Annotated in this window: 25 protein-coding genes and 1 pseudogene; 25 read left to right on the top strand and 1 reads right to left on the bottom strand. The window is 40.0% G+C overall.

Features of this window, described 5'->3' with window-relative positions; genetic code table 11:
- Positions 1 to 10: 10 nt before the first annotated feature.
- Positions 11 to 2164 (bottom strand): peptide cleavage/export ABC transporter BlpA, encoded by a 2154-nt coding sequence (gene blpA, locus HMPREF9189_RS03160; protein ID WP_000205155.1) that lies wholly within the window; start codon positions 2162 to 2164, stop codon positions 11 to 13.
- A 281-nt stretch (positions 2165 to 2445) separates the two neighbouring features.
- On the opposite strand from blpA, the gene HMPREF9189_RS03165 reads away from it, so the two are divergent.
- The 25 genes and pseudogenes from HMPREF9189_RS03165 (at position 2446) to HMPREF9189_RS03290 (ending at position 22512) form a co-directional block, all read left to right on the top strand.
- The gene (locus HMPREF9189_RS03165; protein WP_001093265.1) at positions 2446 to 2673 is read left to right on the top strand and encodes a bacteriocin class II family protein; all 228 of its coding nucleotides are present in this window, start codon (positions 2446 to 2448) and stop codon (positions 2671 to 2673) included.
- Positions 2674 to 2687: 14 nt separating this feature from the next.
- Positions 2688 to 3008, top strand: a complete 321-nt coding sequence (locus tag HMPREF9189_RS03170; protein WP_000645118.1) for a hypothetical protein — start codon at positions 2688 to 2690, stop codon at positions 3006 to 3008.
- A gap of 28 nt (positions 3009 to 3036) precedes the next feature.
- On the top strand, positions 3037 to 3441 hold the full coding sequence (locus HMPREF9189_RS03175) for a hypothetical protein (RefSeq protein WP_000719141.1): 405 nt from the start codon (positions 3037 to 3039) through the stop codon (positions 3439 to 3441).
- 194 nt (positions 3442 to 3635) lie between these two features.
- Complete coding sequence (locus HMPREF9189_RS03180; RefSeq protein WP_001093264.1) at positions 3636 to 3863, top strand: Blp family class II bacteriocin; 228 nt, start codon at positions 3636 to 3638, stop codon at positions 3861 to 3863.
- A gap of 33 nt (positions 3864 to 3896) precedes the next feature.
- Positions 3897 to 4271 (top strand): hypothetical protein, encoded by a 375-nt coding sequence (locus HMPREF9189_RS03185; RefSeq protein WP_001270580.1) that lies wholly within the window; start codon positions 3897 to 3899, stop codon positions 4269 to 4271.
- Positions 4272 to 4276: 5 nt separating this feature from the next.
- Positions 4277 to 4495 carry a hypothetical protein gene (locus HMPREF9189_RS03190; protein WP_000438252.1) on the top strand — a complete coding sequence of 73 codons (219 nt, stop codon included), beginning with the start codon at positions 4277 to 4279 and terminating at the stop codon, positions 4493 to 4495.
- Positions 4496 to 4574: 79 nt separating this feature from the next.
- Positions 4575 to 4823 (top strand): immunity protein BlpZ, encoded by a 249-nt coding sequence (gene blpZ, locus HMPREF9189_RS03195; protein ID WP_000276517.1) that lies wholly within the window; start codon positions 4575 to 4577, stop codon positions 4821 to 4823.
- Positions 4824 to 4853: 30 nt separating this feature from the next.
- Positions 4854 to 5464: pseudogene (locus tag HMPREF9189_RS03200) on the top strand (lysostaphin resistance A-like protein).
- Positions 5465 to 5626: 162 nt separating this feature from the next.
- Entirely contained in the window at positions 5627 to 6421 is a 795-nt protein-coding gene (ccrZ, locus tag HMPREF9189_RS03205) for a cell cycle regulator CcrZ (RefSeq protein WP_000363024.1), read from the top strand.
- Positions 6418 to 7053, top strand: a complete 636-nt coding sequence (gene trmB, locus HMPREF9189_RS03210; RefSeq protein ID WP_001266089.1) for a tRNA (guanosine(46)-N7)-methyltransferase TrmB — start codon at positions 6418 to 6420, stop codon at positions 7051 to 7053. Before ccrZ ends, trmB begins: the two co-directional genes overlap by 4 nt.
- Before the next feature lie 126 nt (positions 7054 to 7179).
- On the top strand, positions 7180 to 7659 hold the full coding sequence (gene rimP, locus HMPREF9189_RS03215; protein WP_000338696.1) for a ribosome maturation factor RimP: 480 nt from the start codon (positions 7180 to 7182) through the stop codon (positions 7657 to 7659).
- A gap of 42 nt (positions 7660 to 7701) precedes the next feature.
- Entirely contained in the window at positions 7702 to 8838 is a 1137-nt protein-coding gene (gene nusA, locus HMPREF9189_RS03220) for a transcription termination factor NusA (protein ID WP_000032282.1), read from the top strand.
- Positions 8839 to 8859: 21 nt separating this feature from the next.
- Positions 8860 to 9153, top strand: a complete 294-nt coding sequence (gene rnpM, locus HMPREF9189_RS03225) for an RNase P modulator RnpM (protein ID WP_000857555.1) — start codon at positions 8860 to 8862, stop codon at positions 9151 to 9153.
- Entirely contained in the window at positions 9146 to 9445 is a 300-nt protein-coding gene (locus HMPREF9189_RS03230; protein ID WP_001041395.1) for a YlxQ-related RNA-binding protein, read from the top strand. Before rnpM ends, HMPREF9189_RS03230 begins: the two co-directional genes overlap by 8 nt.
- Before the next feature lie 16 nt (positions 9446 to 9461).
- Complete coding sequence (gene infB, locus HMPREF9189_RS03235; protein WP_000039180.1) at positions 9462 to 12248, top strand: translation initiation factor IF-2; 2787 nt, start codon at positions 9462 to 9464, stop codon at positions 12246 to 12248.
- Between the two features lie 250 nt (positions 12249 to 12498).
- Positions 12499 to 12849 (top strand): 30S ribosome-binding factor RbfA, encoded by a 351-nt coding sequence (gene rbfA, locus HMPREF9189_RS03240; RefSeq protein ID WP_001273601.1) that lies wholly within the window; start codon positions 12499 to 12501, stop codon positions 12847 to 12849.
- 216 nt (positions 12850 to 13065) lie between these two features.
- Positions 13066 to 13248 (top strand): hypothetical protein, encoded by a 183-nt coding sequence (locus HMPREF9189_RS03245; protein ID WP_000522921.1) that lies wholly within the window; start codon positions 13066 to 13068, stop codon positions 13246 to 13248.
- A gap of 265 nt (positions 13249 to 13513) precedes the next feature.
- Positions 13514 to 13747, top strand: coding sequence for a DUF1858 domain-containing protein (locus HMPREF9189_RS03255; protein WP_000368739.1), 234 nt, complete (start codon positions 13514 to 13516; stop codon positions 13745 to 13747).
- Positions 13747 to 15081: a DUF438 domain-containing protein gene (locus tag HMPREF9189_RS03260; protein WP_000752879.1), complete on the top strand. Its 1335-nt coding sequence runs from the start codon at positions 13747 to 13749 to the stop codon at positions 15079 to 15081. The genes HMPREF9189_RS03255 and HMPREF9189_RS03260 overlap by 1 nt, the downstream gene beginning before the upstream one ends.
- Before the next feature lie 9 nt (positions 15082 to 15090).
- The gene (locus HMPREF9189_RS03265) at positions 15091 to 15345 is read left to right on the top strand and encodes a DUF1912 family protein (protein ID WP_000119707.1); all 255 of its coding nucleotides are present in this window, start codon (positions 15091 to 15093) and stop codon (positions 15343 to 15345) included.
- A gap of 97 nt (positions 15346 to 15442) precedes the next feature.
- The gene (locus HMPREF9189_RS03270; RefSeq protein ID WP_000038708.1) at positions 15443 to 15838 is read left to right on the top strand and encodes a helix-hairpin-helix domain-containing protein; all 396 of its coding nucleotides are present in this window, start codon (positions 15443 to 15445) and stop codon (positions 15836 to 15838) included.
- A 280-nt stretch (positions 15839 to 16118) separates the two neighbouring features.
- Positions 16119 to 16688 carry a GNAT family N-acetyltransferase gene (locus HMPREF9189_RS03275; RefSeq protein ID WP_000196130.1) on the top strand — a complete coding sequence of 190 codons (570 nt, stop codon included), beginning with the start codon at positions 16119 to 16121 and terminating at the stop codon, positions 16686 to 16688.
- The gene (locus HMPREF9189_RS03280; protein ID WP_000948434.1) at positions 16681 to 17571 is read left to right on the top strand and encodes a hypothetical protein; all 891 of its coding nucleotides are present in this window, start codon (positions 16681 to 16683) and stop codon (positions 17569 to 17571) included. The genes HMPREF9189_RS03275 and HMPREF9189_RS03280 overlap by 8 nt, the downstream gene beginning before the upstream one ends.
- Position 17572: 1 nt before the next feature.
- On the top strand, positions 17573 to 20221 hold the full coding sequence (locus HMPREF9189_RS03285; protein WP_000811702.1) for a valine--tRNA ligase: 2649 nt from the start codon (positions 17573 to 17575) through the stop codon (positions 20219 to 20221).
- Positions 20222 to 20280: 59 nt separating this feature from the next.
- On the top strand, positions 20281 to 22512 hold the full coding sequence (locus HMPREF9189_RS03290) for a DUF262 domain-containing protein (RefSeq protein ID WP_000213323.1): 2232 nt from the start codon (positions 20281 to 20283) through the stop codon (positions 22510 to 22512).
- Position 22513 lies beyond the last annotated feature (1 nt).

Below are 22513 nucleotides of genomic sequence, written 5' to 3' on the forward strand. Positions count from 1 at the left end.
AACATTCTCCTTATTTATTGAACAGATGATGGTAGAAGCCTTGCGCCTGTATTAACTCTTTATGACTCCCAACTTCAATGATTTTACCCTGGTCAAGAACAATGACACGGTTGGTTCGTTCGGCTATACTGAGACGATGGGCTACAAAAAGAATGGTTTTATCAGTTAGGGACATAAGATTATCTATAACCTTTTTCTCGGTCAAGACATCAAGACCGCTAGTAGCTTCATCTAGTATTAAAACAGGAGCTTTAGTTAGGAGAGCACGAGCGAGAGCGATTCGTTGCTTTTGTCCTCCTGATAAACCAGCTCCATCAGAGAGCTGAGTTTGATAGCCCATAGGCATTCTTTCAATATCTTGACGGATTTCAGCTAATTCGCAAGCTTTTAGAATATCTTCTTGGCTAATCATATTATTACCGCCCAAGGTCAAGTTTTCCAAGATAGAGCCATTAAAGATATAGGCTTGTTGGGGCAGGTAATTAATATGACGTCGCAAGATTTTTTTATCAATATTTTTAATATCCTGATGATTGATGGTAATCTGTCCTTTGTAAGGGTCAAAGAAATTGACAATCATTTTGGCTAGAGTTGTTTTACCAGAACCACTAACTCCAACCAGGCTAACCTTATCTCCTTGTTTAATCGTTAGATTAATATCCGTTAAGGTATCTCGTCCAAAACCATACTTATAAGAAAGGTCATCAAATTCAATATCGCCCATCAAAAAATTTGAATGAACAGGATTTTCTTGAACTTGAAATTCAGATTCGACTAAATAGACCTCGTTCAAGCGGTTATTAGCAACCTTCGCAGATTGGAGTTTAGTTTGTAGGTTGATAATATTTTCCATAGGAGTTGTAAAGTAAGAAAGAAGTGTATTAAAGGTAATCAGCTGACCGATAGAAATCTTACTCGACATGACTAATTGAGCACCAAACCATAGGATAAAGATATTAAGAACTAACTTTGTTCCTTGCTTTAAATTAGTTTGTAAAATAGAATATTTAGTAAGTTTAAAGGATTTTTCCAAATAATCGACAAATTCACTGTCAATATTTTGGTAGCGATTTTCTTCACTTGTGAGTGACTTGATGGTTTCGATCCCGTTGATATCTTCGATAATGGCAGAACTAACCATAGAATTGCTTTGCATGACATCGTGGTTCATTTTTTCAAAAGGTTTCATAAAAGAAAAGATGATGAACATGTATATAGGAACGGAAATAAGAGAAAGAAGGAAGAGATTAGGGTTTTGTGCCAGTAAGACGCTCCCTACAAGAATCAGAATGGAAACATCAAGAAAAAGAGAGAGAATGGTAGAAGCTAAGGCATCTATAATAGAGTTGGCATCTGTGAAGCGTGAAATGATTTCTCCTGTACGACGTGTCGTAAAGAAAGACATAGGAAGTTCAAAGATATGACGAATATAGGCCAAAATTACATCAATGCTTAATCTCTGACTCAGAACAGTTAGGAGATAATCTCTGGAGAAGCTCATGGCTTGTTGGAGGATATAGGTGATAATTAGACCAATTGAGATAATTCCTAAAGTTGATTTCATCTGATTTGGGATGTATTCATCTAAGATTCCTTGGAGATAATAAGAACCACCGATATTGATAATAGTGACTAATAAGCTTGAGAGAACAATGTAAGCAATGAGAGATTTTTGTTTGAAAATCAGAGGGAGGAAGCTCAGTAGACCATTCTTTTTATCTTTATGGGGTTGATAGCTGGGTTTGGGAGCTAGAAAAATAGCTACTCCAGTCCATTCAGAGAAAAAGCGTTCTTTTGACATTTTGGTGATTTTTACAGAAGGATCAGGATCACCAATAATCAGATAGTCTTTCTTTGTTTGATAGACAACATAGTAATGTTGGAGTTTCCCTTCTTTGTTAACGTGAACGATAAATGGATAGGGGACATCGCTCATGTCAAAGAGCGTTTTATCTGCTTGAACAGGCCTTGTTTCAAAGCCCATTTCATCAGCGGCTTTTACAATGCCAAGAGCAGTCGTCCCTTCTTTATTGGTCTTTGCAAGTTCTCTCAAGTGAGCTAGAGAAAAATCTGAACCATAGAATTTGGCAATCGAGGCTAAGGCAGCGACACCACAGTCTCTAGCATCTATTTGAGGAACAAATGTACGTTTATAAGAAGTCATTGGCAAATCCTTTCATATAGAATATGAATTTATTATACCATGATACTAAGTTCATATTTTATAAAATCTTGAATTGTCATTGAAACTTCCTGAATGGTAAAAAAGTGATTAGAAATTATCTTTTTTTAAAAAATTTAGAGGTGGTTTCAAATGAAAAGCTAATTCAAGACGTTTCGATGACAATTCAAGATTTGGATGAAAAACTTTAACAAACAATGATATGCTAAACTTGTCAAGGTTGCAACAGGACAAAAATTAAAAATAAAAAAGGAGTATTTGTCATGAATACAAAAATGATGTCACAATTTGAGATTATGGATACTGATATGCTTGCGAAAGTTGAAGGAGGTTTCGGAGGTTGGGGAGATATGATTGCTGGTTTATTGGGTGGGCTAGCACCTTCTCCAACTTTGGATCAATTAAATGGTAAGTGGCCTATTATACATTTTTCAAAACCATGTGGTCCTTATGGTATAGGGGGAACTCCAAACTCATGTAATGGTATTTAAAAAGGATTGAAGCTATGAAGGCAAAATATGGGAATCAAATTGTTGATGTTTGGGAAATTGGTCAAGCAACTCCTAAACCAAGTTGGGTAGAGGAAGCTTTTCAAAAAAATTATATGGTTTGGTTGGATAATCATGTGCGCATTCTAATGGCAGGTCTCAACACTTCTCTCGCAACGAATATCAAGTTTGGTCTAGTTGGAACAGTTGGAGGAGGATTCGCTGGTTATGGAATGTATGTTCTTGGTTATCCAGGTGATTATATAGATATCACCAATCATAGAGTTGTTTCTGCTAAAACATTTCACAAAAGTTATCAAATTTTAGAAAATGATTAGATGTCATTTAATTGTAATGGAGAAAGCAATGAAAAAAATATTTTTAAAAAAACGGATCATCTTCCTTGCGAGATTGTTCCTAGGGCAGTTGCCCTTGCTTGTCTCTACTTATCTATTTCTATCTCGTCAATTTTTAAATTTTTCCTTGGTTTTCCAATTTCTTTTAGTGGTTATTAACTTAGCTTCTATTTTGGCTACTGTTTATCTCACTAGGGAAATGAAGATAAGAGAGTTTGAAGATGATGATTTGGTTAGTCCTAGAACCAATCAACTCATGTTCATCGGCTTGACAGGCTTTATGTCTATTATCTGTTTGTATAGAGGTATCACAGCAGGAGAATCTTACCAACAACTAATCGCTTATATTGGCGCGGTTCTATGCTTGCTTATCATGCTTTTGCTTATTTGGGGTTTGAAGTATTATAAAAAGTAGAGGTTAATGAAGTATAAAAGGGTGAGTATTTTCGAAATACTCACCCTTTTATAATGAAGTTTTTGCAATTCAAGACGTTTCGATGACAATTCAAGATTTGGATGAAAAATTTTAAAAAACAATGATATACTAAACTTGTCAAGGTTGCAACAGGACAAAAATTAAAAATTAAAAATAAAAAAGGAGTATTTATCATGAATACAAAAATGATGTCACAATTTGAGATTATGGATACTGATATGCTCGCTTGCGTTGAAGGTGGAGATAAAGTAGGGGCTGGAGAAGTTGTTCAAGCATTGGGAGTTTGTACAATAGGAGGTGCAGCTCTGGGGAGTGTTATCCCAGTTGTGGGAACTCTTGCTGGAGGGATTTTAGGAGCACAGTTCTGTACAGCAGTTTGGGGAGCTTTGAGGGCAAGTTAAACTTTTAAAGATAGTAGTAAGGAGGAGATTTATATGAGATATAGATTATTTGTTGTTATTTTCTTGACTAGTATTTTGGATATTCTTTTAGGGACATTTTTGCAAATCTCTAATGTATCGATTGGGTGGATTGTTCTCTACAGTGGCTTGTTCGAAGTAGGAGTTTTCCTTCTTGCTAATAAAGGAGTAACGGTAAAAATCAAGGAAGTAGAAATTCGAAATCGCTTTAAATTTATTTTTGGAAAAACGTTATGGTTTCAAATCCTTTTGCTTATCTTTGTGATGGTCAAACTGTATCTTGGTTTGGATGCGAAGTTGATTTTATTTTACGGACATATTTTCATTATCTTTAATGCCTTAATCTATCTTTTATCTACTAGCCAAATTAATTTAATAAAGAAAGTGTGAAAAGAATGGAACAATCAGTCAATAATTTCTTCATTTTATCCGATGAAAAACTAACAACGATAACAGCTGGTGATAAACAACTTGCAGATGCATTTTTAAGTGGAGTAGGTGGTGCAGTTGAGGGGATTTCGCTTTGTATGCAGACAATCCCTTTCCCAACTCCTCAGATTTATTTGATTTGCGCAGCTGGTGGGGCAGCAGCTTCAGTTTTATGGCCACATTAGAGGATTGAGTTAGTATAGAGAGTTATTAATCTGGGTATTTCTTTGAGTTTATACTCTCTATACTGTATAGGAATATATCATGTATAAACACTTATTTTTCCCATATTCAAAAACCTTAGACTGGTTGACACCCTATATTCTAGTCTTGGCTTCCGACACCATTGCCTTTAATGTTTTTGTGCTAACCTTTGTGTCTGCGGTGGTCTTTAATTTCCTAAATCCCATGCTAGCTTTTATAGTTATATTTTTGGGGGCTGGCTATGTTGTCGGATTTTGGTTACTAAAATGGTTTGTTTTGGAAAGACTAGAGCTCAAGGATGACTTGTAGGGAAGTTTGTTTGTTGAGGAGGATAGCTTTATGGCCATTTTCAATAAGTGCCACGCCTTGTTTTTGGATTTTTAGTATTTGCAATCCTTGGTGCAGCGGGTTATTCCATCAATCAAGGAGATTATTTTCAACACCAGTACACATTCATTGCTGTAAAGAGTCTCTTGCTTTTCCTTAGTTTTGGCTATGCGAAATGGTTTGATATGATTTCTTTTGGGATTTTAAGCAAGAAACAACTCTTGCTCTTTATTGGAATCTTTTTTCTCACTATGCTGGTAAATATAGGCTATCATGCTTTTTTCTCAGTTGCTTCTGGTGCCTCGGCTCAACACCTTGAGGAAACGAGTAAAGGACTTTCGCTTTCCTTTATTGTCAGTGCCACAGTTTTGGCACCTATCCAGGAGGAATTTATGTTTAGAGGAATTCTTCAAGGTGCGGTTTTTGAAAATTCTTGGCTAGGGCTTGTGCTGACTTCCTCTCTCTTTTCTTTTATGCATGGACCTTATGATGTGCCTTCGTTTTTCTATTATCTACTTGGGGGCTTGTTGCTGGGCTTTGCTTATAAAAAGAGCCAAAATTTATGGGTTTCTACTCTAGTCCATATGTTTTACAACAGTTTGCCACTTTTAACTTATTTCTAAAAATCATGAAAAGGTAAGCAGAAGACGGTGCTTGCCTTTTTTAAGCTATAATGATAGCCTGAGCCAATTGAGATGCATTTCTTTGAGAATCAGTTGTGGAGCGGTTGACGAATAGACCAAAAACTAGTAGAATAGTAAGGAAACTTTATACGGAGGAAAGAAATGGACTTGGGTGATAATGAGCTAACGCTGACCCCTATCCCTGGGAAGAGCGGCAAGGCTTATATGGGAAGCTACCCTGATGGGAAGCGCGTCTTTGTAAAAATGAACACCTCTCCAATCCTACCTGGCCTAGCCAGAGAACAAATCGCTCCTCAATTACTATGGACTCGTCGTTTGCCAGATGGCAGTGATATGTGTGCTCAGGAATGGCTGACGGGCAAAATCTTGACCCCTTACGATATGAATCGCAAGCAGATTATCAATATCTTGAACCGTCTTCACCGCTCGCGTCCCTTGATGAAGCAGTTGAGCCGTTTGGGATATACCATGGAAACACCAGTTGATTTGCTACGTTCTTGGCAACAAGAAGTACCAGAAATCTTGCAACAGAATCACTATTTGAACAGTGTGATTGCGGAGCTAGATAAGACGGTTCCAGGTTTTAGAGAAGACCATGCAACGATTGTGCATGGGGATCTTCGCCATAGTAATTGGATTGAGACAGAGAGTGGACTCGTTTATCTAGTGGATTGGGATTCGGTTCGCCTGACGGATCGTATGTTTGATGTGGCGCATTTGCTATGCCACTACATTCCAGATTATCAGTGGCGCCAATGGTTGAGAGACTATGGCTATAAGTACAATCAAACAGTGTTAGATAAATTGTATTGGTATGGTCAGTATTCTTACTTGAATCAGATTGCCAAATACTGTGAAAATCAAGATTTAGACAATGTAAACCGGGAGATTTATGCCTTGCGTGTCTTCCGTGACAAGTATGGAAAGAAGAGATGAGAGTTAGAAATCGTAAAGGGGCGACAGAATTACTAGAGGCCAATCCTCAGTATGTGGTCCTCAATCCCTTAGAAGCAAAAGGGAAATGGCGAGACTTGTTTGGAAATGATCATCCGATTCATGTTGAGGTTGGAAGTGGAAAAGGGGCCTTCGTATCAGGAATGGCCAAACAAAACCCTGACATCAACTATATCGGGATTGACATCCAAAAGTCGGTATTGAGTTATGCTTTGGATAAGGTATTAGAAGTTGGAGTCCCCAATATCAAGTTGTTGTGGGTAGATGGTTCAGATTTGACTGACTACTTTGAAGACGGTGAGATTGATCGTCTCTACCTAAACTTTTCAGATCCCTGGCCTAAAAAACGCCATGAAAAACGTCGTTTGACTTACAAGAGTTTCTTGGATACCTTCAATCGCATCTTGCCTGAGAATGGGGAAATCCATTTCAAGACAGATAACCGTGGCTTGTTTGAGTACAGTCTAGTGAGCTTTTCTCAGTATGGGATGAAACTCAATGGTGTTTGGCTGGACTTGCATGCCAGTGATTTTGAAGGCAATGTCATGACGGAATATGAGCAAAAATTCTCCAACAAAGGTCAAGTGATCTACCGAGTTGAAGCAGAATTTTAAGAAATAGCTTGAAAACCAGCTGTTTGAGTGCTAATGCTTTACATAAATTGACAAACGTGCTATACTGATAGTAAGAATATGAGAAAGAGAGGCGGGGAAATATCTTCGCCTCTTGCTTATGAGGAGGTGGACGCAATCGCAACAATCGTAGAATTAGTCAGAGAAGTTGTAGAACCTGTCATCCAAGCGCCTTTCGAACTCGTGGATATCGAGTATGGAAAGATTGGCAGTGACATGATTCTCAGTATTTTTGTAGATAAACCTGAAGGAATTACCTTGAACGACACGGCAGACTTGACAGAAATCATCAGTCCTGTCCTAGACACCATCAAGCCTGATCCCTTCCCGGAACAATATTTCCTAGAAATCACCAGTCCAGGCTTGGAACGTCCTTTGAAAACCAAGGATGCTGTCGCTGGAGCTGTTGGGAAATACATCCATGTCGGGCTCTACCAAGCCATCGATAAGCAAAAAGTCTTTGAAGGGACCTTAGTGTCCTTTGAAGGGGATGAGTTGACTATGGAGTATATGGACAAGACACGTAAGAAAACCGTCCAAATTCCATACAGTTTAGTATCAAAAGCACGTTTAGCAGTAAAATTATAGAAAAGAAAGGATAGCTTTTGAGGATTCAAAAGTGAAGAAAACATGAGTAAAGAAATGCTAGAGGCCTTCCGCATTTTGGAAGAAGACAAGGGAATCAAAAAAGAAGACATCATCGACGCAGTAGTAGAGTCGCTTCGTTCCGCTTATCGCAGACGCTATGGTCAATCAGACAGCGTAGCCATCGACTTCAATGAAAAAACAGGAGACTTTACAGTTTACACTGTTCGTGAGGTTGTTGATGAAGTATTTGATAGCCGTTTGGAAATCAGCTTGAAAGATGCTCTTGCCATCAATTCAGCCTATGAACTTGGAGACAAAATCAAGTTTGAAGAAGCACCAGCTGAGTTTGGTCGTGTAGCAGCTCAATCTGCTAAACAAACCATCATGGAAAAAATGCGCAAGCAAACACGTGCCATCACCTATAATACTTACAAGGAACATGAACAAGAAATCATGTCTGGTACGGTAGAACGATTTGACAACCGCTTTATTTACGTCAACCTTGGCAGCATCGAAGCCCAATTATCAAAACAAGACCAAATCCCTGGAGAAGTTTTTGCTTCCCACGACCGTATCGAAGTCTATGTTTACAAAGTCGAAGACAACCCTCGTGGAGTTAACGTCTTTGTTAGCCGTAGCCATCCAGAAATGATCAAACGCTTGATGGAGCAAGAAATTCCAGAAGTGTACGATGGAACGGTTGAAATCATGAGCGTAGCTCGTGAAGCAGGTGACCGTACCAAGGTTGCCGTTCGTAGCCACAATCCAAACGTGGACGCTATCGGGACAATCGTTGGACGTGGTGGTGCTAACATCAAGAAAATCACCAGCAAATTCCACCCAGCTCGTTACGATGCCAAGAGTGACCGTATGATTCCTGTCGAAGAAAACATCGACGTTATCGAGTGGGTAGCGGATCCAGCTGAATTTATCTACAATGCCATCGCACCGGCAGAGGTTGACCAAGTTATCTTTGATGAAAACGACAGCAAACGTGCCTTGGTCGTTGTGCCTGATAACAAGCTTTCTCTTGCCATCGGTCGTCGTGGACAAAACGTTCGCTTGGCAGCTCATTTGACGGGTTACCGTATCGATATCAAGTCTGCCAGTGAGTTTGAAGCTATGGAAGAAGTAGGTCAAGTGGATTACGCAGCTGCGGATGAATTGATCGAAGAATAAAAGCTGCTAGAGGAGGGAAAGATGAAAACAAGAAAAATCCCTTTGCGCAAGTCTGTTGTATCCAACGAAGTGATTGATAAGCGTGATTTGCTCCGCATTGTCAAGAACAAAGAAGGAGAGATCTTTATCGATCCGACAGGCAAGGCCAATGGCCGTGGCGCTTATATCAAGCTAGACAATGCAGAAGCCCTAGAGGCAAAAAAGAAGAAAGTCTTTAACCGTAGCTTTAACATGGAAGTGGAAGAAAGCTTTTATGACGAGTTGATCGCTTATGTTGATCACAAAGTAAAAAGAAGAGAGTTAGGACTTGAATAAGCAAAAGATAAGCAATCTCTTGGGACTTGCTCAACGAGCAGGTCGAATCATATCAGGTGAGGAATTGGTGGTCAAGGCCATTCAAGACCAGAAAGCCAAGCTAGTCTTTCTAGCCCATGATGCTGGCCCCAATCTAACCAAGAAGATTCAAGATAAAAGTGACTATTATCAAGTAGAAGTTATAACCGTGTTTTCAACACTGGAATTAAGCATAGCAGTCGGGAAACCGAGAAAGGTTTTGGCTGTGACAGATGCTGGATTTACAAAGAAAATGAGGTCTCTTATGGAATAGAAGAGGAGGACATGATTTGTCTAAGAAAAGATTGTACGAAATCGCAAAAGAACTTGGAAAAGAAAGTAAAGAAGTTGTAGCGCGTGCAAAAGAGTTAGGTTTGGATGTGAAAAGCCACTCATCGAGCGTGGAAGCTGCTGCTGCTGAGCAAATCGTAGCGAGCTTTAAGCCTGCACCTGCTCCTAAGGCAGAAGTAAAACCTGTAGCACCAAAAGCAAGTGTAGAAAAGAAAGTTGAAAAGCCTGCATCAGCTAAACCAGCTGTCGCAAAGGAAGAGAGCAAACCAGCTACACCCGCAGCTCCTAAGGAAGAAAAAGTAGTGGCAGCGAGACCACAAAGTCGAAACTTCAAGGCGGAGCGTGAGGCGCGTGCCAAAGAGCAGGCAGAGCGACGCAAACAAAACAAGGGCAACAACCGTGACCAACAACAAAACGGCAACCGTCAGAAAAACGACGGCCGTAATGGTGGTAAACCTGGTCAAGGGAACCGCGACAATCGCCGTTTTAACGACCAAGGGAAAAAACCACAAGGTCAAGGGAATCGTGGCAATAATCGCCGTCAGCAACAAGACTTCCAGCCAAAACCAGCTGGACCACGTGTTGACTTTAAAGCCCGTGCAGCAGCCCTAAAAGCAGAGCAAAATGCAGAGTACGCACGCTCAAGCGAGGAGCGCTTCAAACAATCGCAAGCTGCCAAAGAAGCCTTGGCTCAAGCTAATAAACGCAAGGAGCCAGAGGAAATCTTTGAAGAAGCTGCTAAGCTAGCTGAACAAACGCAGCCAGCCGTAACAGTAGCTCCTGTAGTTAAAGAAGCGCCAGTGGATACACGTCGTAAAAAACAAGCTCGACCAGACAAAGAACGTGACGATTATGATCACGAAGAAGATGGTCCTAGAAAACAACAAAAGAATCGAAGTAGTCAAAATCAAGTGAGAAATCAAAGAAATAGTAACTGGAATAACAATAAGAAGAACAAAAAAGGCAATAACAAGAACAACCGTAACCAGGCTCCAAAACCTGTTACAGAGCGCAAGTTCCATGAATTGCCAACAGAATTCGAATATACAGATGGTATGACTGTTGCGGAAATCGCAAAACGTATCAAACGTGAACCAGCTGAAATCGTTAAGAAGCTTTTCATGATGGGAATTATGGCCACACAAAACCAATCTTTGGATGGAGAAACCATCGAACTCCTCATGGTGGATTACGGTATCGAAGCCAAACAAAAGGTTGAAGTGGACAATGCAGACATCGAACGTTTCTTTGTCGAAGATGGTTACCTCAATGAAGATGAATTGGTTGAGCGTCCACCAGTTGTAACCATCATGGGACACGTTGACCATGGTAAGACAACCCTTTTGGATACCCTTCGTAATTCTCGTGTTGCGACGGGTGAAGCGGGTGGTATCACTCAGCATATCGGTGCCTACCAAATTGTGGAAAATGGCAAGAAGATTACCTTCCTTGATACACCAGGACACGCGGCCTTTACATCTATGCGTGCGCGTGGTGCCTCTGTTACCGACATTACCATCTTGGTTGTAGCGGCAGACGACGGGGTTATGCCTCAAACTATCGAAGCCATCAACCACTCAAAAGCAGCGAACGTTCCAATCATCGTAGCCATCAACAAGATTGATAAACCAGGTGCTAATCCAGAACGTGTTATCGGTGAATTGGCAGAACACGGTGTCATGTCAACTGCCTGGGGTGGAGATTCTGAGTTTGTAGAAATCTCAGCTAAATTCAACCAAAATATCGATGAACTCTTGGAAACGGTTCTACTTGTGGCTGAAATCCAAGAACTCAAAGCAGATCCAACAGTTCGTGCCATTGGTACTGTTATTGAAGCTCGTTTGGATAAAGGAAAAGGTGCAGTTGCGACCCTCCTTGTCCAACAAGGTACTTTGAACGTTCAAGATCCAATCGTTGTCGGAAATACTTTCGGACGTGTCCGTGCCATGACCAATGACCTCGGCCGTCGTGTTAAGGTTGCAGGCCCATCAACACCAGTTTCTATCACAGGTTTGAATGAAGCGCCAATGGCGGGTGACCACTTTGCTGTTTACGAAGATGAAAAATCTGCGCGTGCAGCAGGTGAAGAACGTGCCAAACGTGCCCTTATGAAACAACGTCAAGTTACCCAACGTGTCAGCCTTGAAAACCTCTTTGATACGCTTAAAGCTGGTGAACTTAAGTCTGTTAACGTCATCATCAAGGCCGACGTACAAGGTTCTGTTGAAGCCCTTTCTGCCTCACTTCAGAAGATCGATGTGGAGGGTGTTAAAGTGACCATCGTCCACTCAGCGGTCGGTGCTATCAACGAATCTGATGTGACTCTTGCGGAAGCTTCAAATGCCTTTATCATCGGTTTCAATGTGCGCCCTACACCACAAGCGCGTCAACAAGCAGAAGAAGATGATGTAGAAATCCGTCTCCACAGCATTATCTACAAGGTCATCGAAGAGATGGAAGAAGCCATGAAAGGAATGCTTGATCCAGAATTTGAAGAAAAAGTTATTGGTGAAGCAGTTATCCGTGAAACCTTCAAGGTTTCTAAAGTGGGAACTATCGGTGGATTCATGGTTACGAGTGGTAAAGTTACCCGTGACTCTAAAGTCCGTGTTATTCGTGATGGTGTTGTTATCTATGATGGTGAACTTGCAAGCTTGAAACACTACAAAGACGACGTGAAAGAAGTTACGAACGGTCGTGAAGGTGGATTGATGATTGAGGGCTACAATGATATCAAGATGGATGATGTGATTGAAGCTTATATCATGGAAGAAATCAAGAGATAAGATTTTTGCTCCTTTCTTAGGTGGGGAGGGACGCAAGCAAACCGATGGTTTCATTGCTTATTTTTGAGCCTAGGGTCTCAAAAATCCCCTGTGATGGGACTGATAAATCAGTTCCATCACTTTCACCACGGCGAAAGAAGCGAATGAGTTCAAATTGAACTTCGTTTCAATTTGAACTGAAAATCAATAAGTTTAAAAATAGCTAGGTCTGCTGGCCTAGCTTTTGGTTCAAAGTAGAGAAAGGAATATCATGGCAAATCATTTCCGTACGGATCGTGTGGGCATGGAAATCAAGCGTGAAGTCAATGAGATTTTGCAAAAGAAAGTCCGTGATCCGCGTGTCCAAGGTGTGACCATCACAGATGTTCAGATGCTGGGTGACCTATCCGTTGCCAAAGTTTACTACACCATTTTGAGTAACCTTGCTTCGGATAACCAAAAAGCTCAAATCGGGCTTGAAAAAGCAACTGGTACTATCAAACGTGAACTTGGTCGCAATTTGAAATTGTACAAAATCCCAGATTTGACCTTCGTCAAAGACGAGTCCATCGAGTATGGAAACAAGATTGACGAGATGCTACGCAATCTGGATAAGAACTAAGAAGGAGGGGGAACCCTCTTTTTTGATAGGTAAATGACTATACAGCATGCTGGAGGAATCTCCTTAGAGTTAAACATTATTAAAAAGCTTTATAAAATTTAGCTTGTATGATATTATAGGAAATGAAAAGAGTGAGATAAAACGATTTTTCAGCAATAGCCAGCAAGACTGCTATCGTCAACATTTTGAAAATGTATTTAAACGAGGGAAGATAATATGGGTCTCATAAAAATATTAGCTAAAACTTACGGGAATTACTTTTTTACGATGCAAGGTTTAAAAGTGATGAAAACGATAAAGAAAGATGACCATGCCGTTGTCGGTCTGGGGAAACTCTTTATTGCAGACAAACTAATGGATACAGCTCGGTGGCTCATCAAGCCAGAGGATAGAAAATGAAATTTTTTTGGGCAATTCTTGCTATTCTTTTTATCAAACCGATTATTGGTATTGTGAAATTCTTTTGGATGATCATCTCTTTTGCAGTCCAATTGCTGTTTTACAAGATAGTATTTAAGATATTGGATTGGCTCTTTAAACTTATTTAGGCCGTAATTCAAGTCGCAGAGAACTAGCAGGAACTCCACTGCTAGTTTTTTAATCTCTTTCCTTGTGGTATAATATAAGCAGTAAAATCATTTTAGAATATACAATGGAGGTCGTCATGGATAATATCATCGATGTGTCAATTCCCGTTGCAGAAGTGGTGGACAAGCATCCAGAAGTCTTAGAAATTCTAGTGGAGCTAGGTTTTAAACCACTTGCCAATCCCTTGATGCGCAATACCGTCGGTCGCAAGGTATCGCTCAAACAGGGTTCGAAGCTCGAAGGAACACCTATGGACAAGATTGTTCGCACACTGGAAGCGAATGGCTACGAAGTGATTGGATTAGACTAATGGCAGATGAACGGATTCATATCCTACGGGATATTTTGTTAGAATTGCACAATGGCGCCTCTCCTGAGTCAGTTCAGGAGCGTTTTGATGCGACCTTTACAGGTGTGTCAGCCATCGAAATTTCCCTCATGGAGCACGAGTTGATGAACTCAGACTCAGGTGTTACTTTTGAAGATGTTATGGAGCTCTGTGATGTCCATGCCAATCTTTTTAAAAACGCTGTTAGGGGTGTCGAAGTAGAGGATACTGAGCATCCTGGCCACCCCGTTCGTGTCTTCAAGGATGAAAATCTGGCTCTCCGTGCTACCTTGATTCGCATTCGGAGACTGTTAGATACCTATGAGTCTATGGAAGACGAGGAAATGCTGGCAGAAATGCGCAAGGGCTTGGTCCGTCAAATGGGGCTTTTGGGGCAATTTGACATCCACTATCAGCGCAAGGAAGAACTCTTCTTTCCTATCATGGAGCGCTATGGACACGATTCACCTCCAAAAGTTATGTGGGGAGTGGATGACCAGATTAGAGAACTCTTTCAAACAGCTCTAACGACAGCCAAGTCACTACCAGAAGTGTCGATTAGCAGTGTAAAAGAAGATTTTGAAGCTTTTGCGACAGAGTTTGAGAGCATGATTTTCAAGGAAGAGTCCATCCTTCTCATGATTCTCCTCGAGTCCTTCACTCAGGATGACTGGATTCAGATTGCGGAGGAGAGTGAAGCCTATGGCTACGCCATCATCCGTCCGTCTGAGAAATGGGTGCCAGAACGCCAGAGTTTTGTTGAGGAAAAGAGTGCAGAGGAGCCCGTGCAACTAGACAGGGCTGAAGGCCAAGTGCAGCAAGTTATCGATACACCAGAAGGCCAGTTTACCATTACCTTTACCCCTAAGGAAAAGGAAGCAGTGCTGGACCGCCATAGTCAACAGGCTTTTGGCAATGGCTATCTCTCGGTCGAGCAGGCCAACCTCATCCTCAATCACCTTCCCATGGAGATTACCTTTGTCAATAAAGACGATATTTTTCAGTATTACAATGACAATACGCCAGCTGATGAGATGATTTTCAAACGGACTCCGTCCCAAGTTGGGCGCAATGTCGAGTTATGTCACCCTCCAAAATATCTGGAGAAAGTCAAAGCCATCATGCAAGGTCTTCGTGAAGGGGTCAAGGACAAGTATGAAATGTGGTTCAAGTCTGAGTCGCGAGGTAAGTTTGTCCACATCACCTATGCTGCGGTACACGATGAAAACGGGGAATTCCAAGGCGTGTTGGAGTATGTTCAGGATATCCAGCCCTACCGAGAGATTGATACGGACTTCTTCCGTGGATTAGAATAAGGAGAATCAATGAGTTACGAACAAGAATTTATGAAGGAATTTGAAGCCTGGGTCAATACCCAGATCATGATCAACGACATGGCGCATAAGGAAAGTCAAAAAGTTTACGAAGAAGACCAGGACGAGCGTGCCAAAGATGCCATGATTCGCTACGAAAGTCGCTTGGATGCCTACCAGTTCTTGCTGGGTAAGTTTGAAAACTTCAAAGCAGGCAAGGGATTTCATGATCTGCCAGAGGGCTTGTTTGGTGAGCGAAACTATTAAAATACAGATACTTTCTTGATTTTTTGCCAAAATCTTGATAGAATATCTTTATTAAATCCTTGTCAGAGCAGGGATTTTTTATTGAAAGGATTTTATCATGTCAAAGAAACTCCAACGTAAAAAACAATTGCGAAATAGCCTTCGTCGTTCAGGTGCATTCTCGACTACAGTGACCAAGGTTGTAGAAGAGACCAAAAAAGTCGTGAAACATGCAGAAAAATCTACCAGCCAAGCAGGAAAAGTTGTCTCTAAAAAAGTGGAACAAGCAGTAGAAGCGACCAAGGAACAAGCTCAAAAAGTGGCGAATTCAGTAGAAGATTTCGCAGCTACTTTGGGTGGTCTCTCAGTAGATCGCGCTAAGACTTTCTATGATGAAGGCATCAAGTCAGCTTCTGACTTCAAAAACTGGACTGAAAAAGAACTCCTTGCCTTGAAGGGAATCGGCCCAGCTACGATTAAGAAATTAAAAGAACACGGAATCAGTTTCAAGTAATCTTTCTTGAGCCTTGCATTTCCGTGAAAAACTTGTTACAATAAAGCCATTAGAGGTGTTTTGAATCCCACATTTTACAGAAAGTGGCGGAGCTGAGAAGTCCACAAATGTGTCAAAACTGGTTGCTGATGAAGAAAAATGAAATAAAAGTGTCTTTGTATATCCTTCAAAGACAAGAGTTGCGGGCGCTGCCCGAAATTGGGTGGTACCGCGGATAAACACATTCGTCCCTGTCATGTAGATGGCAGGGGCATTTTTTTATGGAAAGCGAGGGAGAAGGATGACAAGAGCAGCATTACCAGAACGAATAGAGACTAAGCGACTTGTCTTGCGAGTTCGCACAGTGGCTGATGCCGAGGATATCCATGCCTACGCTAGTCTCCCAGAGGTCGCCTATCCAGCAGGCTTTCCGCCCGTCAAGACTTTGGAAGATGAGATTTATTACCTAGACCATATCCTTCCTGAGCGCAATGAAAAGGACAATCTCCCAGCTAGCTATGGAATTGTCGTCAAGGGAACCGATAAAGTCATTGGTTCTGTTGACTTCAATCACCGCCATGAAGATGATGTTCTTGAGATTGGCTATACCTTGCACCCAGACTATTGGGGTCGAGGCTATGTGCCAGAAGCGACGCGTGCCTTGATTGACCTAGGTTTTAAAGATTTGGGTCTTCACAAGATAGAACTATCTTGCTTTGGCTACAATGTCCAAAGTCAACGAGTCGCAGAAAAACTTGGATTCACCCTCGAAGCTCGCATAAGGGACCGCAAAGATGCTCAAGGCAATCGCTGTGATGATTTGAGGTATGGACTGCTCAAGAGGGAGTGGGAGGATTTAAGTAATGCTTAGTGGTCATTCAATCGTTACTATTAATAATTATGATTTAATTCAAGTTTCTGATATTAAAAATTATTCTGCAAATTTCAATCCTCACTTATATTTTATTTTAGGTGTACCTAGATGGTATTTTAAAAAAGTTAGGAGTTGTTTTTTTGATAGAACAAAAGTAAAATATACAGTTATAAGTGAAGATGGAACCAAGTATTCTAATACTTTCCGATTTGCGGATAAAAAGGGCAACTTGCTTAAAATTAATAAACTTGAAATTTCAAGAGATTCGCTTTTTTTAACTATAAATGGAACAGAAAAATATTCTGCAACAAATATTATGTTAAATAATAGAAATTTTATACCAGCTTTTGAGATACTATATATTGGACAAGCAAAAGGTAATGATTTTAATAGATTTGCTCAAGATAGATTGAAAAGTCATTCTACCCTTCAAAATATTTTATCGCAGATAATTGACTCTAGAATCATATATGATATTAAAGTACTTCTGTTATCAACAAGTGAAGTTAAAATTGCTACTACTATGGATTCTGGTAAGTTTGCTACAATATCTGCGGAAGAAATATTAGATTTTCCTGATGAAACTAGTCACATCAATCTAGTTGAAGCAAAATTAATTAATTATTTTAAACCTGAATTTAACGAAAAATTCAAAAATTGGTATGTTCCTGAGGAGCATCACAAGTCCTATGATGATTATTATAAAAAGAAGTTTAATTCTATGGTAATCACTTTTGAAAATTTATTTCCATGTTCTTTCTATACAGATCATGTTAAAGATTTTACAGTACCGTTTGAAATTATAGACTATTCGATAATTGGGAGTGAAAATTTTTTTGAATCTGTGATAGACCCGTATATTAATTTGAAGGAGAATTAAAATGAAACAACTTTCACCTAAATACAATCCAGCCGAGGTTGAGGCTGGTCGTTACCAAAAATGGCTTGATGCGGATGTTTTCAAGCCTTCAGGAGATCAAAAGGCTAAGCCTTATTCAATCGTGATTCCACCACCAAACGTAACTGGTAAACTCCACCTTGGTCACGCTTGGGATACGACTTTGCAGGATATTATCATCCGTCAAAAACGCATGCAAGGTTTTGATACGCTTTGGCTTCCAGGTATGGACCACGCTGGGATTGCCACTCAGGCTAAGGTTGAGGAGCGCTTGCGTGGTGAGGGCATTAGTCGTTACGATCTCGGTCGTGAAAAATTCCTAGAGAAAGTCTGGGAATGGAAAGACGAATATGCCACTACCATCAAGGAACAATGGGGAAAGATGGGTCTCTCTGTAGACTACTCTCGCGAGCGTTTCACTCTTGACGAAGGTTTGTCAAAAGCCGTTCGTAAGGTCTTTGTGGACCTTTACAAGAAAGGCTGGATCTACCGTGGTGAGTTTATCATCAACTGGGACCCAGCAGCTCGCACAGCCCTTTCTGATATCGAGGTGATCCACAAGGATGTCGAAGGTGCCTTCTACCACATGAACTACATGCTGGAAGACGGCTCACGCGCTCTTGAAGTTGCGACAACTCGTCCTGAGACCATGTTTGGGGACGTTGCCGTTGCGGTCAATCCAGAAGACCCACGCTACAAGGACTTGATTGGTCAAAACGTCATCCTTCCAATCGCTAATAAATTAATCCCAATCGTTGGGGACGAACACGCAGATCCTGAGTTTGGGACTGGTGTCGTAAAAATCACACCTGCCCACGATCCAAACGACTTCTTAGTTGGTCAACGTCATAACTTGCCACAAGTCAGCGTCATGAACGACGACGGAACTATGAACGAGCTTGCCTTCGAATTTGCCGGCATGGATCGTTTTGAAGCACGTAAGGCAGTCGTAGCCAAGTTGGAAGAAATCGGTGCCCTTGTTAAAATCGAAAAACGTATCCACAGTGTTGGTCACTCAGAGCGTACAGGTGTCGTAGTTGAGCCACGCTTGTCAACTCAGTGGTTCGTCAAGATGGACCAATTGGCTAAGAATGCCATTGCCAACCAGGACACAGAGGACAAGGTTGACTTCTACCCACCTCGTTTCAACGATACCTTCCTCCAATGGATGGAAAATGTCCACGACTGGGTAATCTCTCGTCAGCTCTGGTGGGGTCACCAAATCCCTGCTTGGTACAATGCTGAGGGTGAAATGTACGTCGGTGAGGAAGCTCCAAAAGGCGACGGATGGACTCAGGACGAAGATGTTTTGGATACTTGGTTCAGTTCTGCCCTTTGGCCATTCTCTACCATGGGCTGGCCGGATGTCGACTCAGAAGACTTCAAACGTTACTTCCCAACTTCAACCTTGGTAACAGGTTACGACATCATCTTCTTCTGGGTGTCTCGTATGATCTTCCAATCCTTGGAATTCACTGGTCGTCAGCCATTCCAAAACGTGCTTATCCACGGTCTCATTCGTGACGAGCAAGGACGCAAGATGTCAAAATCTCTCGGTAACGGGATTGACCCAATGGATGTCATCGAGAAATACGGTGCCGATGCCCTTCGTTGGTTCCTTTCAAACGGTTCTGCACCAGGGCAAGACGTGCGCTTCTCTTATGAGAAAATGGATGCTTCATGGAACTTCATTAACAAGATCTGGAACATCTCTCGCTACATCCTCATGAACAATGAATGTTTGACTCTCGAGCAGGCAACTGCCAATGTCGAAAAAGTTGTCAACAAGGAAGCTGGAAATGTCACTGACCGCTGGATTCTCCACAACCTCAATGAAACTATCGGAAAAGTCACTGAAAACTTTGACAAGTTTGAATTTGGTGTGGCTGGACACATCCTCTACAACTTCATCTGGGACGAGTTTGCGGATTGGTACGTTGAATTAACCAAGGAAGTCCTCTATAGTGATAACGAAGAAGAGAAATTCATCACACGTTCTGTTCTCCTTTACACTTTGGACAAGATCCTTCGTCTCCTCCACCCAATCATGCCATTCGTGACAGAGGAAATCTTTGGACAAATCTCAGAAGGATCTATCGTCACAGCAGCATACCCAACTGTTAATCCAGCATTTGAAGACCTCGCGGCTCATACAGGAGTGGAAAGCCTCAAAGACTTGATCCGCGCCGTTCGTAATGCCCGTGCAGAAGTAAACGTTGCACCAAGCAAGCCAATCACCATCCTTGTTAAGACAAGTGATAGCGACTTGGAAGCCTTCTTTAACAGCAATGTCAACTACATCAAACGCTTCACAAATCCAGAACACTTGGAAATCGCGTCAACCATCCCTGCACCTGAACTCGCTATGTCAAGCGTCATCACAGGAGCAGAAATCTACTTGCCACTGGCTGACCTCCTCAATGTCGAGGAAGAACTGGCTCGTCTCGACAAGGAACTGGCTAAATGGCAAAAAGAATTGGATATGGTTGGTAAGAAGCTTTCTAACGAACGCTTCGTAGCCAATGCCAAACCAGAAGTCGTCCAAAAAGAACGCGACAAACAAGCCGACTACCAAGCTAAATACGACGCGACCGTAGCACGTATTGATGAGATGAAGAAGTTGGTGAAATAAACACAGAAACACGGTTGAATGCCGTGTTTCCTACTACATTAGATAGAAAGTATAGTTATATGACTACTCGAAATGATAATACTGATTTGAAGAAGAAGGTTCAAATCATTTGTTTGTATTTCTCAAAATTGCATAGCGACGATAAAAGAAGAAGAAAAATTATTAGTAAATATCGTGAACTTGAAATGTTAACAGGAATTAAAGCTAACACAATCCGACAATGGACTGATTCATTTGATCCTTATTTTGATAATGGTAGAAAAGGATTCTATCAAAGGAATTTAGAGACTTCAAATAAGAATCTTTGGGAGATTTATAAGGAATATGAAGGTTTTTCATTAAGTGAACTTCAAAATAAGGTGTCTGAGATATATAAAGAATTAGACAAGAATTCATATTTCCTTTGTATAGGAGGCAAAGAAGTATATCTTTATAGTATCAAAACTAAAAAAGAAGAAACTTCAACCTCTCTCTACAATTTAGATGCTACTACCGAAATAATTGATTATAATGTTCGAATCGATAATCTGAACCGATACAATCCTAAAACATCAAATAGTCAAAAACTTAAAGTCGGTGATTTTTTATTCCTATCCCTAGGAGGAGATAATGAGAAATGGAAGAAATGGGAAAATGGACTGACAGCTATTGGTCAGGTAGAAAATATTTATGTGGAAAATTCATCTAAAAATTATGAAATAAGTGCTAGAGTTTTAATTAAGCTACCTACAGAAATAACACCATCAGATCTATATTATTATCCAGATACTTCAAATGAATTTAATATTGGTCCTAGTCTCAAAGGAACTCCTAATCAAGCTATTAATCGTGTTTCAACAAAAGGTGCGCTTTCTATCTTTAGTGCTATTTGTGACCTTTTTCCTGATTATGAACATAGCATAAAACTTTTGATTGGCGATGAGAATTTCAAACATTTAGATAAAGTACCTAAATTATTGACAGGGGGTGAACATGAAGAAAATAATATAATAGATACTCTCGAGCTTGATTATGAAGGTAGTTCTGATTTAATAGATAAAGTTAATAAACTAGATATTACCTCTGATACTTATGGAGAAATATCAGATATACATGTAAAATTAATAGCTAATCAAGTTGAATTTGACGAAGCTAAGGATAGCTTGATGAAATCCTCTTTAATTGAACAAGAAAAAAAAATATCCGTCTCTTCTCGCCCTCTAAGTATAACAGATATTAAAAAACTATATAACCGTTTTTGTGACTATAAAAATGATGTTAAAACAGACAATGATATAAATGAATATCAAAATGATTATTCAAATTTAGTAGGTGCGTTGATACTTGAGCCTAATTTTCAGCGAGAATATGTTTGGGGAAAGCTAAAACAACGTCAATTAATTGATAGTATTATTTTAGGTATTCCCTTACCAACATTTTATTTTTCTACTGATAAAAATGGTAATTTTTTAGTAGTTGATGGAAAGCAACGATTGAAGGCTATATTAGATTTTTTAAATGGAGAATTATCTTTACCGAAAGAATATTCATTTTTGTCTAAGAATAAAGAGAATAAGGAGGTATATTTTAATGACCTTGAAACAATAGTCAAAACAAAAATCGAAGATTTTAGCTTATCATGTTATGTAGTCAATTCTACTCTTATACCCAGTATACAAAATTTGATTTTCATGAGAGTGAATCGTGGAGGGATGGCGTTAAATCAACAAGAGATAAGAAATGCTTCCAATGTTGGGAAATCAACCTACTTATTAAATAAAATCTCTAATACTAAGGAGTTAGAGATTGTGCCACTTAAGAGAAAGAAAGATCAGTATTTGGCCATTAGATTTTTTGCATTTTACTTAGTTCAGAATAATTTAGACTTCAATGGTATATATAATTTTGAAGAGCAATATGACGGAATGGATAATTTTTTAGATTTAGTGATGAAGTTTCTTAATATACAAACAAATCAAAAAATTGAAGAATATTTTGATTTGTATCAAACTAGATTACTCTTAGCACTAAAATTGTTTGAGATTTCATCAACTAGACCATTCAGTCGGACCGGTTACTCTGTTGTAAATATGAATATTTTTGAAACTTGGATGTTGATTCTTTCACAATTTGATATATCAATTATTGAAGAGAATGAAAAATTATTCTTGGAGGTTTATGAATCTATATTAAAAAGTAATGATTTTATTGATAATATTTTATACTTACGAGATCAGAAAGATAGAATAATTTGGAGACTTAACTTTATTTCTTCAAAAATAAAAGAAATTAATTTAAAGCTAGGAGAATAAA

Source organism: Streptococcus sp. oral taxon 071 str. 73H25AP (assembly GCF_000146755.1).
Lineage (GTDB): Bacteria > Bacillota > Bacilli > Lactobacillales > Streptococcaceae > Streptococcus > Streptococcus oralis_T.

What these genes read in the sequence shown, in the direction of transcription:
- blpA (WP_000205155.1), bottom strand. Translation starts at nt 2,164, where the DNA reads ATGACTTCTTATAAACGTACATTTGTTCCTCAAATAGATGCTAGAGAC.
- HMPREF9189_RS03165 (WP_001093265.1), top strand. Translation starts at nt 2,446, where the DNA reads ATGAATACAAAAATGATGTCACAATTTGAGATTATGGATACTGATATG.
- HMPREF9189_RS03170 (WP_000645118.1), top strand. Translation starts at nt 2,688, where the DNA reads ATGAAGGCAAAATATGGGAATCAAATTGTTGATGTTTGGGAAATTGGT.
- HMPREF9189_RS03175 (WP_000719141.1), top strand. Translation starts at nt 3,037, where the DNA reads ATGAAAAAAATATTTTTAAAAAAACGGATCATCTTCCTTGCGAGATTG.
- HMPREF9189_RS03180 (WP_001093264.1), top strand. Translation starts at nt 3,636, where the DNA reads ATGAATACAAAAATGATGTCACAATTTGAGATTATGGATACTGATATG.
- HMPREF9189_RS03185 (WP_001270580.1), top strand. Translation starts at nt 3,897, where the DNA reads ATGAGATATAGATTATTTGTTGTTATTTTCTTGACTAGTATTTTGGAT.
- HMPREF9189_RS03190 (WP_000438252.1), top strand. Translation starts at nt 4,277, where the DNA reads ATGGAACAATCAGTCAATAATTTCTTCATTTTATCCGATGAAAAACTA.
- blpZ (WP_000276517.1), top strand. Translation starts at nt 4,575, where the DNA reads ATGTATAAACACTTATTTTTCCCATATTCAAAAACCTTAGACTGGTTG.
- ccrZ (WP_000363024.1), top strand. Translation starts at nt 5,627, where the DNA reads ATGGACTTGGGTGATAATGAGCTAACGCTGACCCCTATCCCTGGGAAG.
- trmB (WP_001266089.1), top strand. Translation starts at nt 6,418, where the DNA reads ATGAGAGTTAGAAATCGTAAAGGGGCGACAGAATTACTAGAGGCCAAT.
- nusA (WP_000032282.1), top strand. Translation starts at nt 7,702, where the DNA reads ATGAGTAAAGAAATGCTAGAGGCCTTCCGCATTTTGGAAGAAGACAAG.
- rnpM (WP_000857555.1), top strand. Translation starts at nt 8,860, where the DNA reads ATGAAAACAAGAAAAATCCCTTTGCGCAAGTCTGTTGTATCCAACGAA.
- rbfA (WP_001273601.1), top strand. Translation starts at nt 12,499, where the DNA reads ATGGCAAATCATTTCCGTACGGATCGTGTGGGCATGGAAATCAAGCGT.
- HMPREF9189_RS03245 (WP_000522921.1), top strand. Translation starts at nt 13,066, where the DNA reads ATGGGTCTCATAAAAATATTAGCTAAAACTTACGGGAATTACTTTTTT.
- HMPREF9189_RS03255 (WP_000368739.1), top strand. Translation starts at nt 13,514, where the DNA reads ATGGATAATATCATCGATGTGTCAATTCCCGTTGCAGAAGTGGTGGAC.
- HMPREF9189_RS03260 (WP_000752879.1), top strand. Translation starts at nt 13,747, where the DNA reads ATGGCAGATGAACGGATTCATATCCTACGGGATATTTTGTTAGAATTG.
- HMPREF9189_RS03265 (WP_000119707.1), top strand. Translation starts at nt 15,091, where the DNA reads ATGAGTTACGAACAAGAATTTATGAAGGAATTTGAAGCCTGGGTCAAT.
- HMPREF9189_RS03270 (WP_000038708.1), top strand. Translation starts at nt 15,443, where the DNA reads ATGTCAAAGAAACTCCAACGTAAAAAACAATTGCGAAATAGCCTTCGT.
- HMPREF9189_RS03275 (WP_000196130.1), top strand. Translation starts at nt 16,119, where the DNA reads ATGACAAGAGCAGCATTACCAGAACGAATAGAGACTAAGCGACTTGTC.
- HMPREF9189_RS03280 (WP_000948434.1), top strand. Translation starts at nt 16,681, where the DNA reads ATGCTTAGTGGTCATTCAATCGTTACTATTAATAATTATGATTTAATT.
- HMPREF9189_RS03285 (WP_000811702.1), top strand. Translation starts at nt 17,573, where the DNA reads ATGAAACAACTTTCACCTAAATACAATCCAGCCGAGGTTGAGGCTGGT.
- HMPREF9189_RS03290 (WP_000213323.1), top strand. Translation starts at nt 20,281, where the DNA reads ATGACTACTCGAAATGATAATACTGATTTGAAGAAGAAGGTTCAAATC.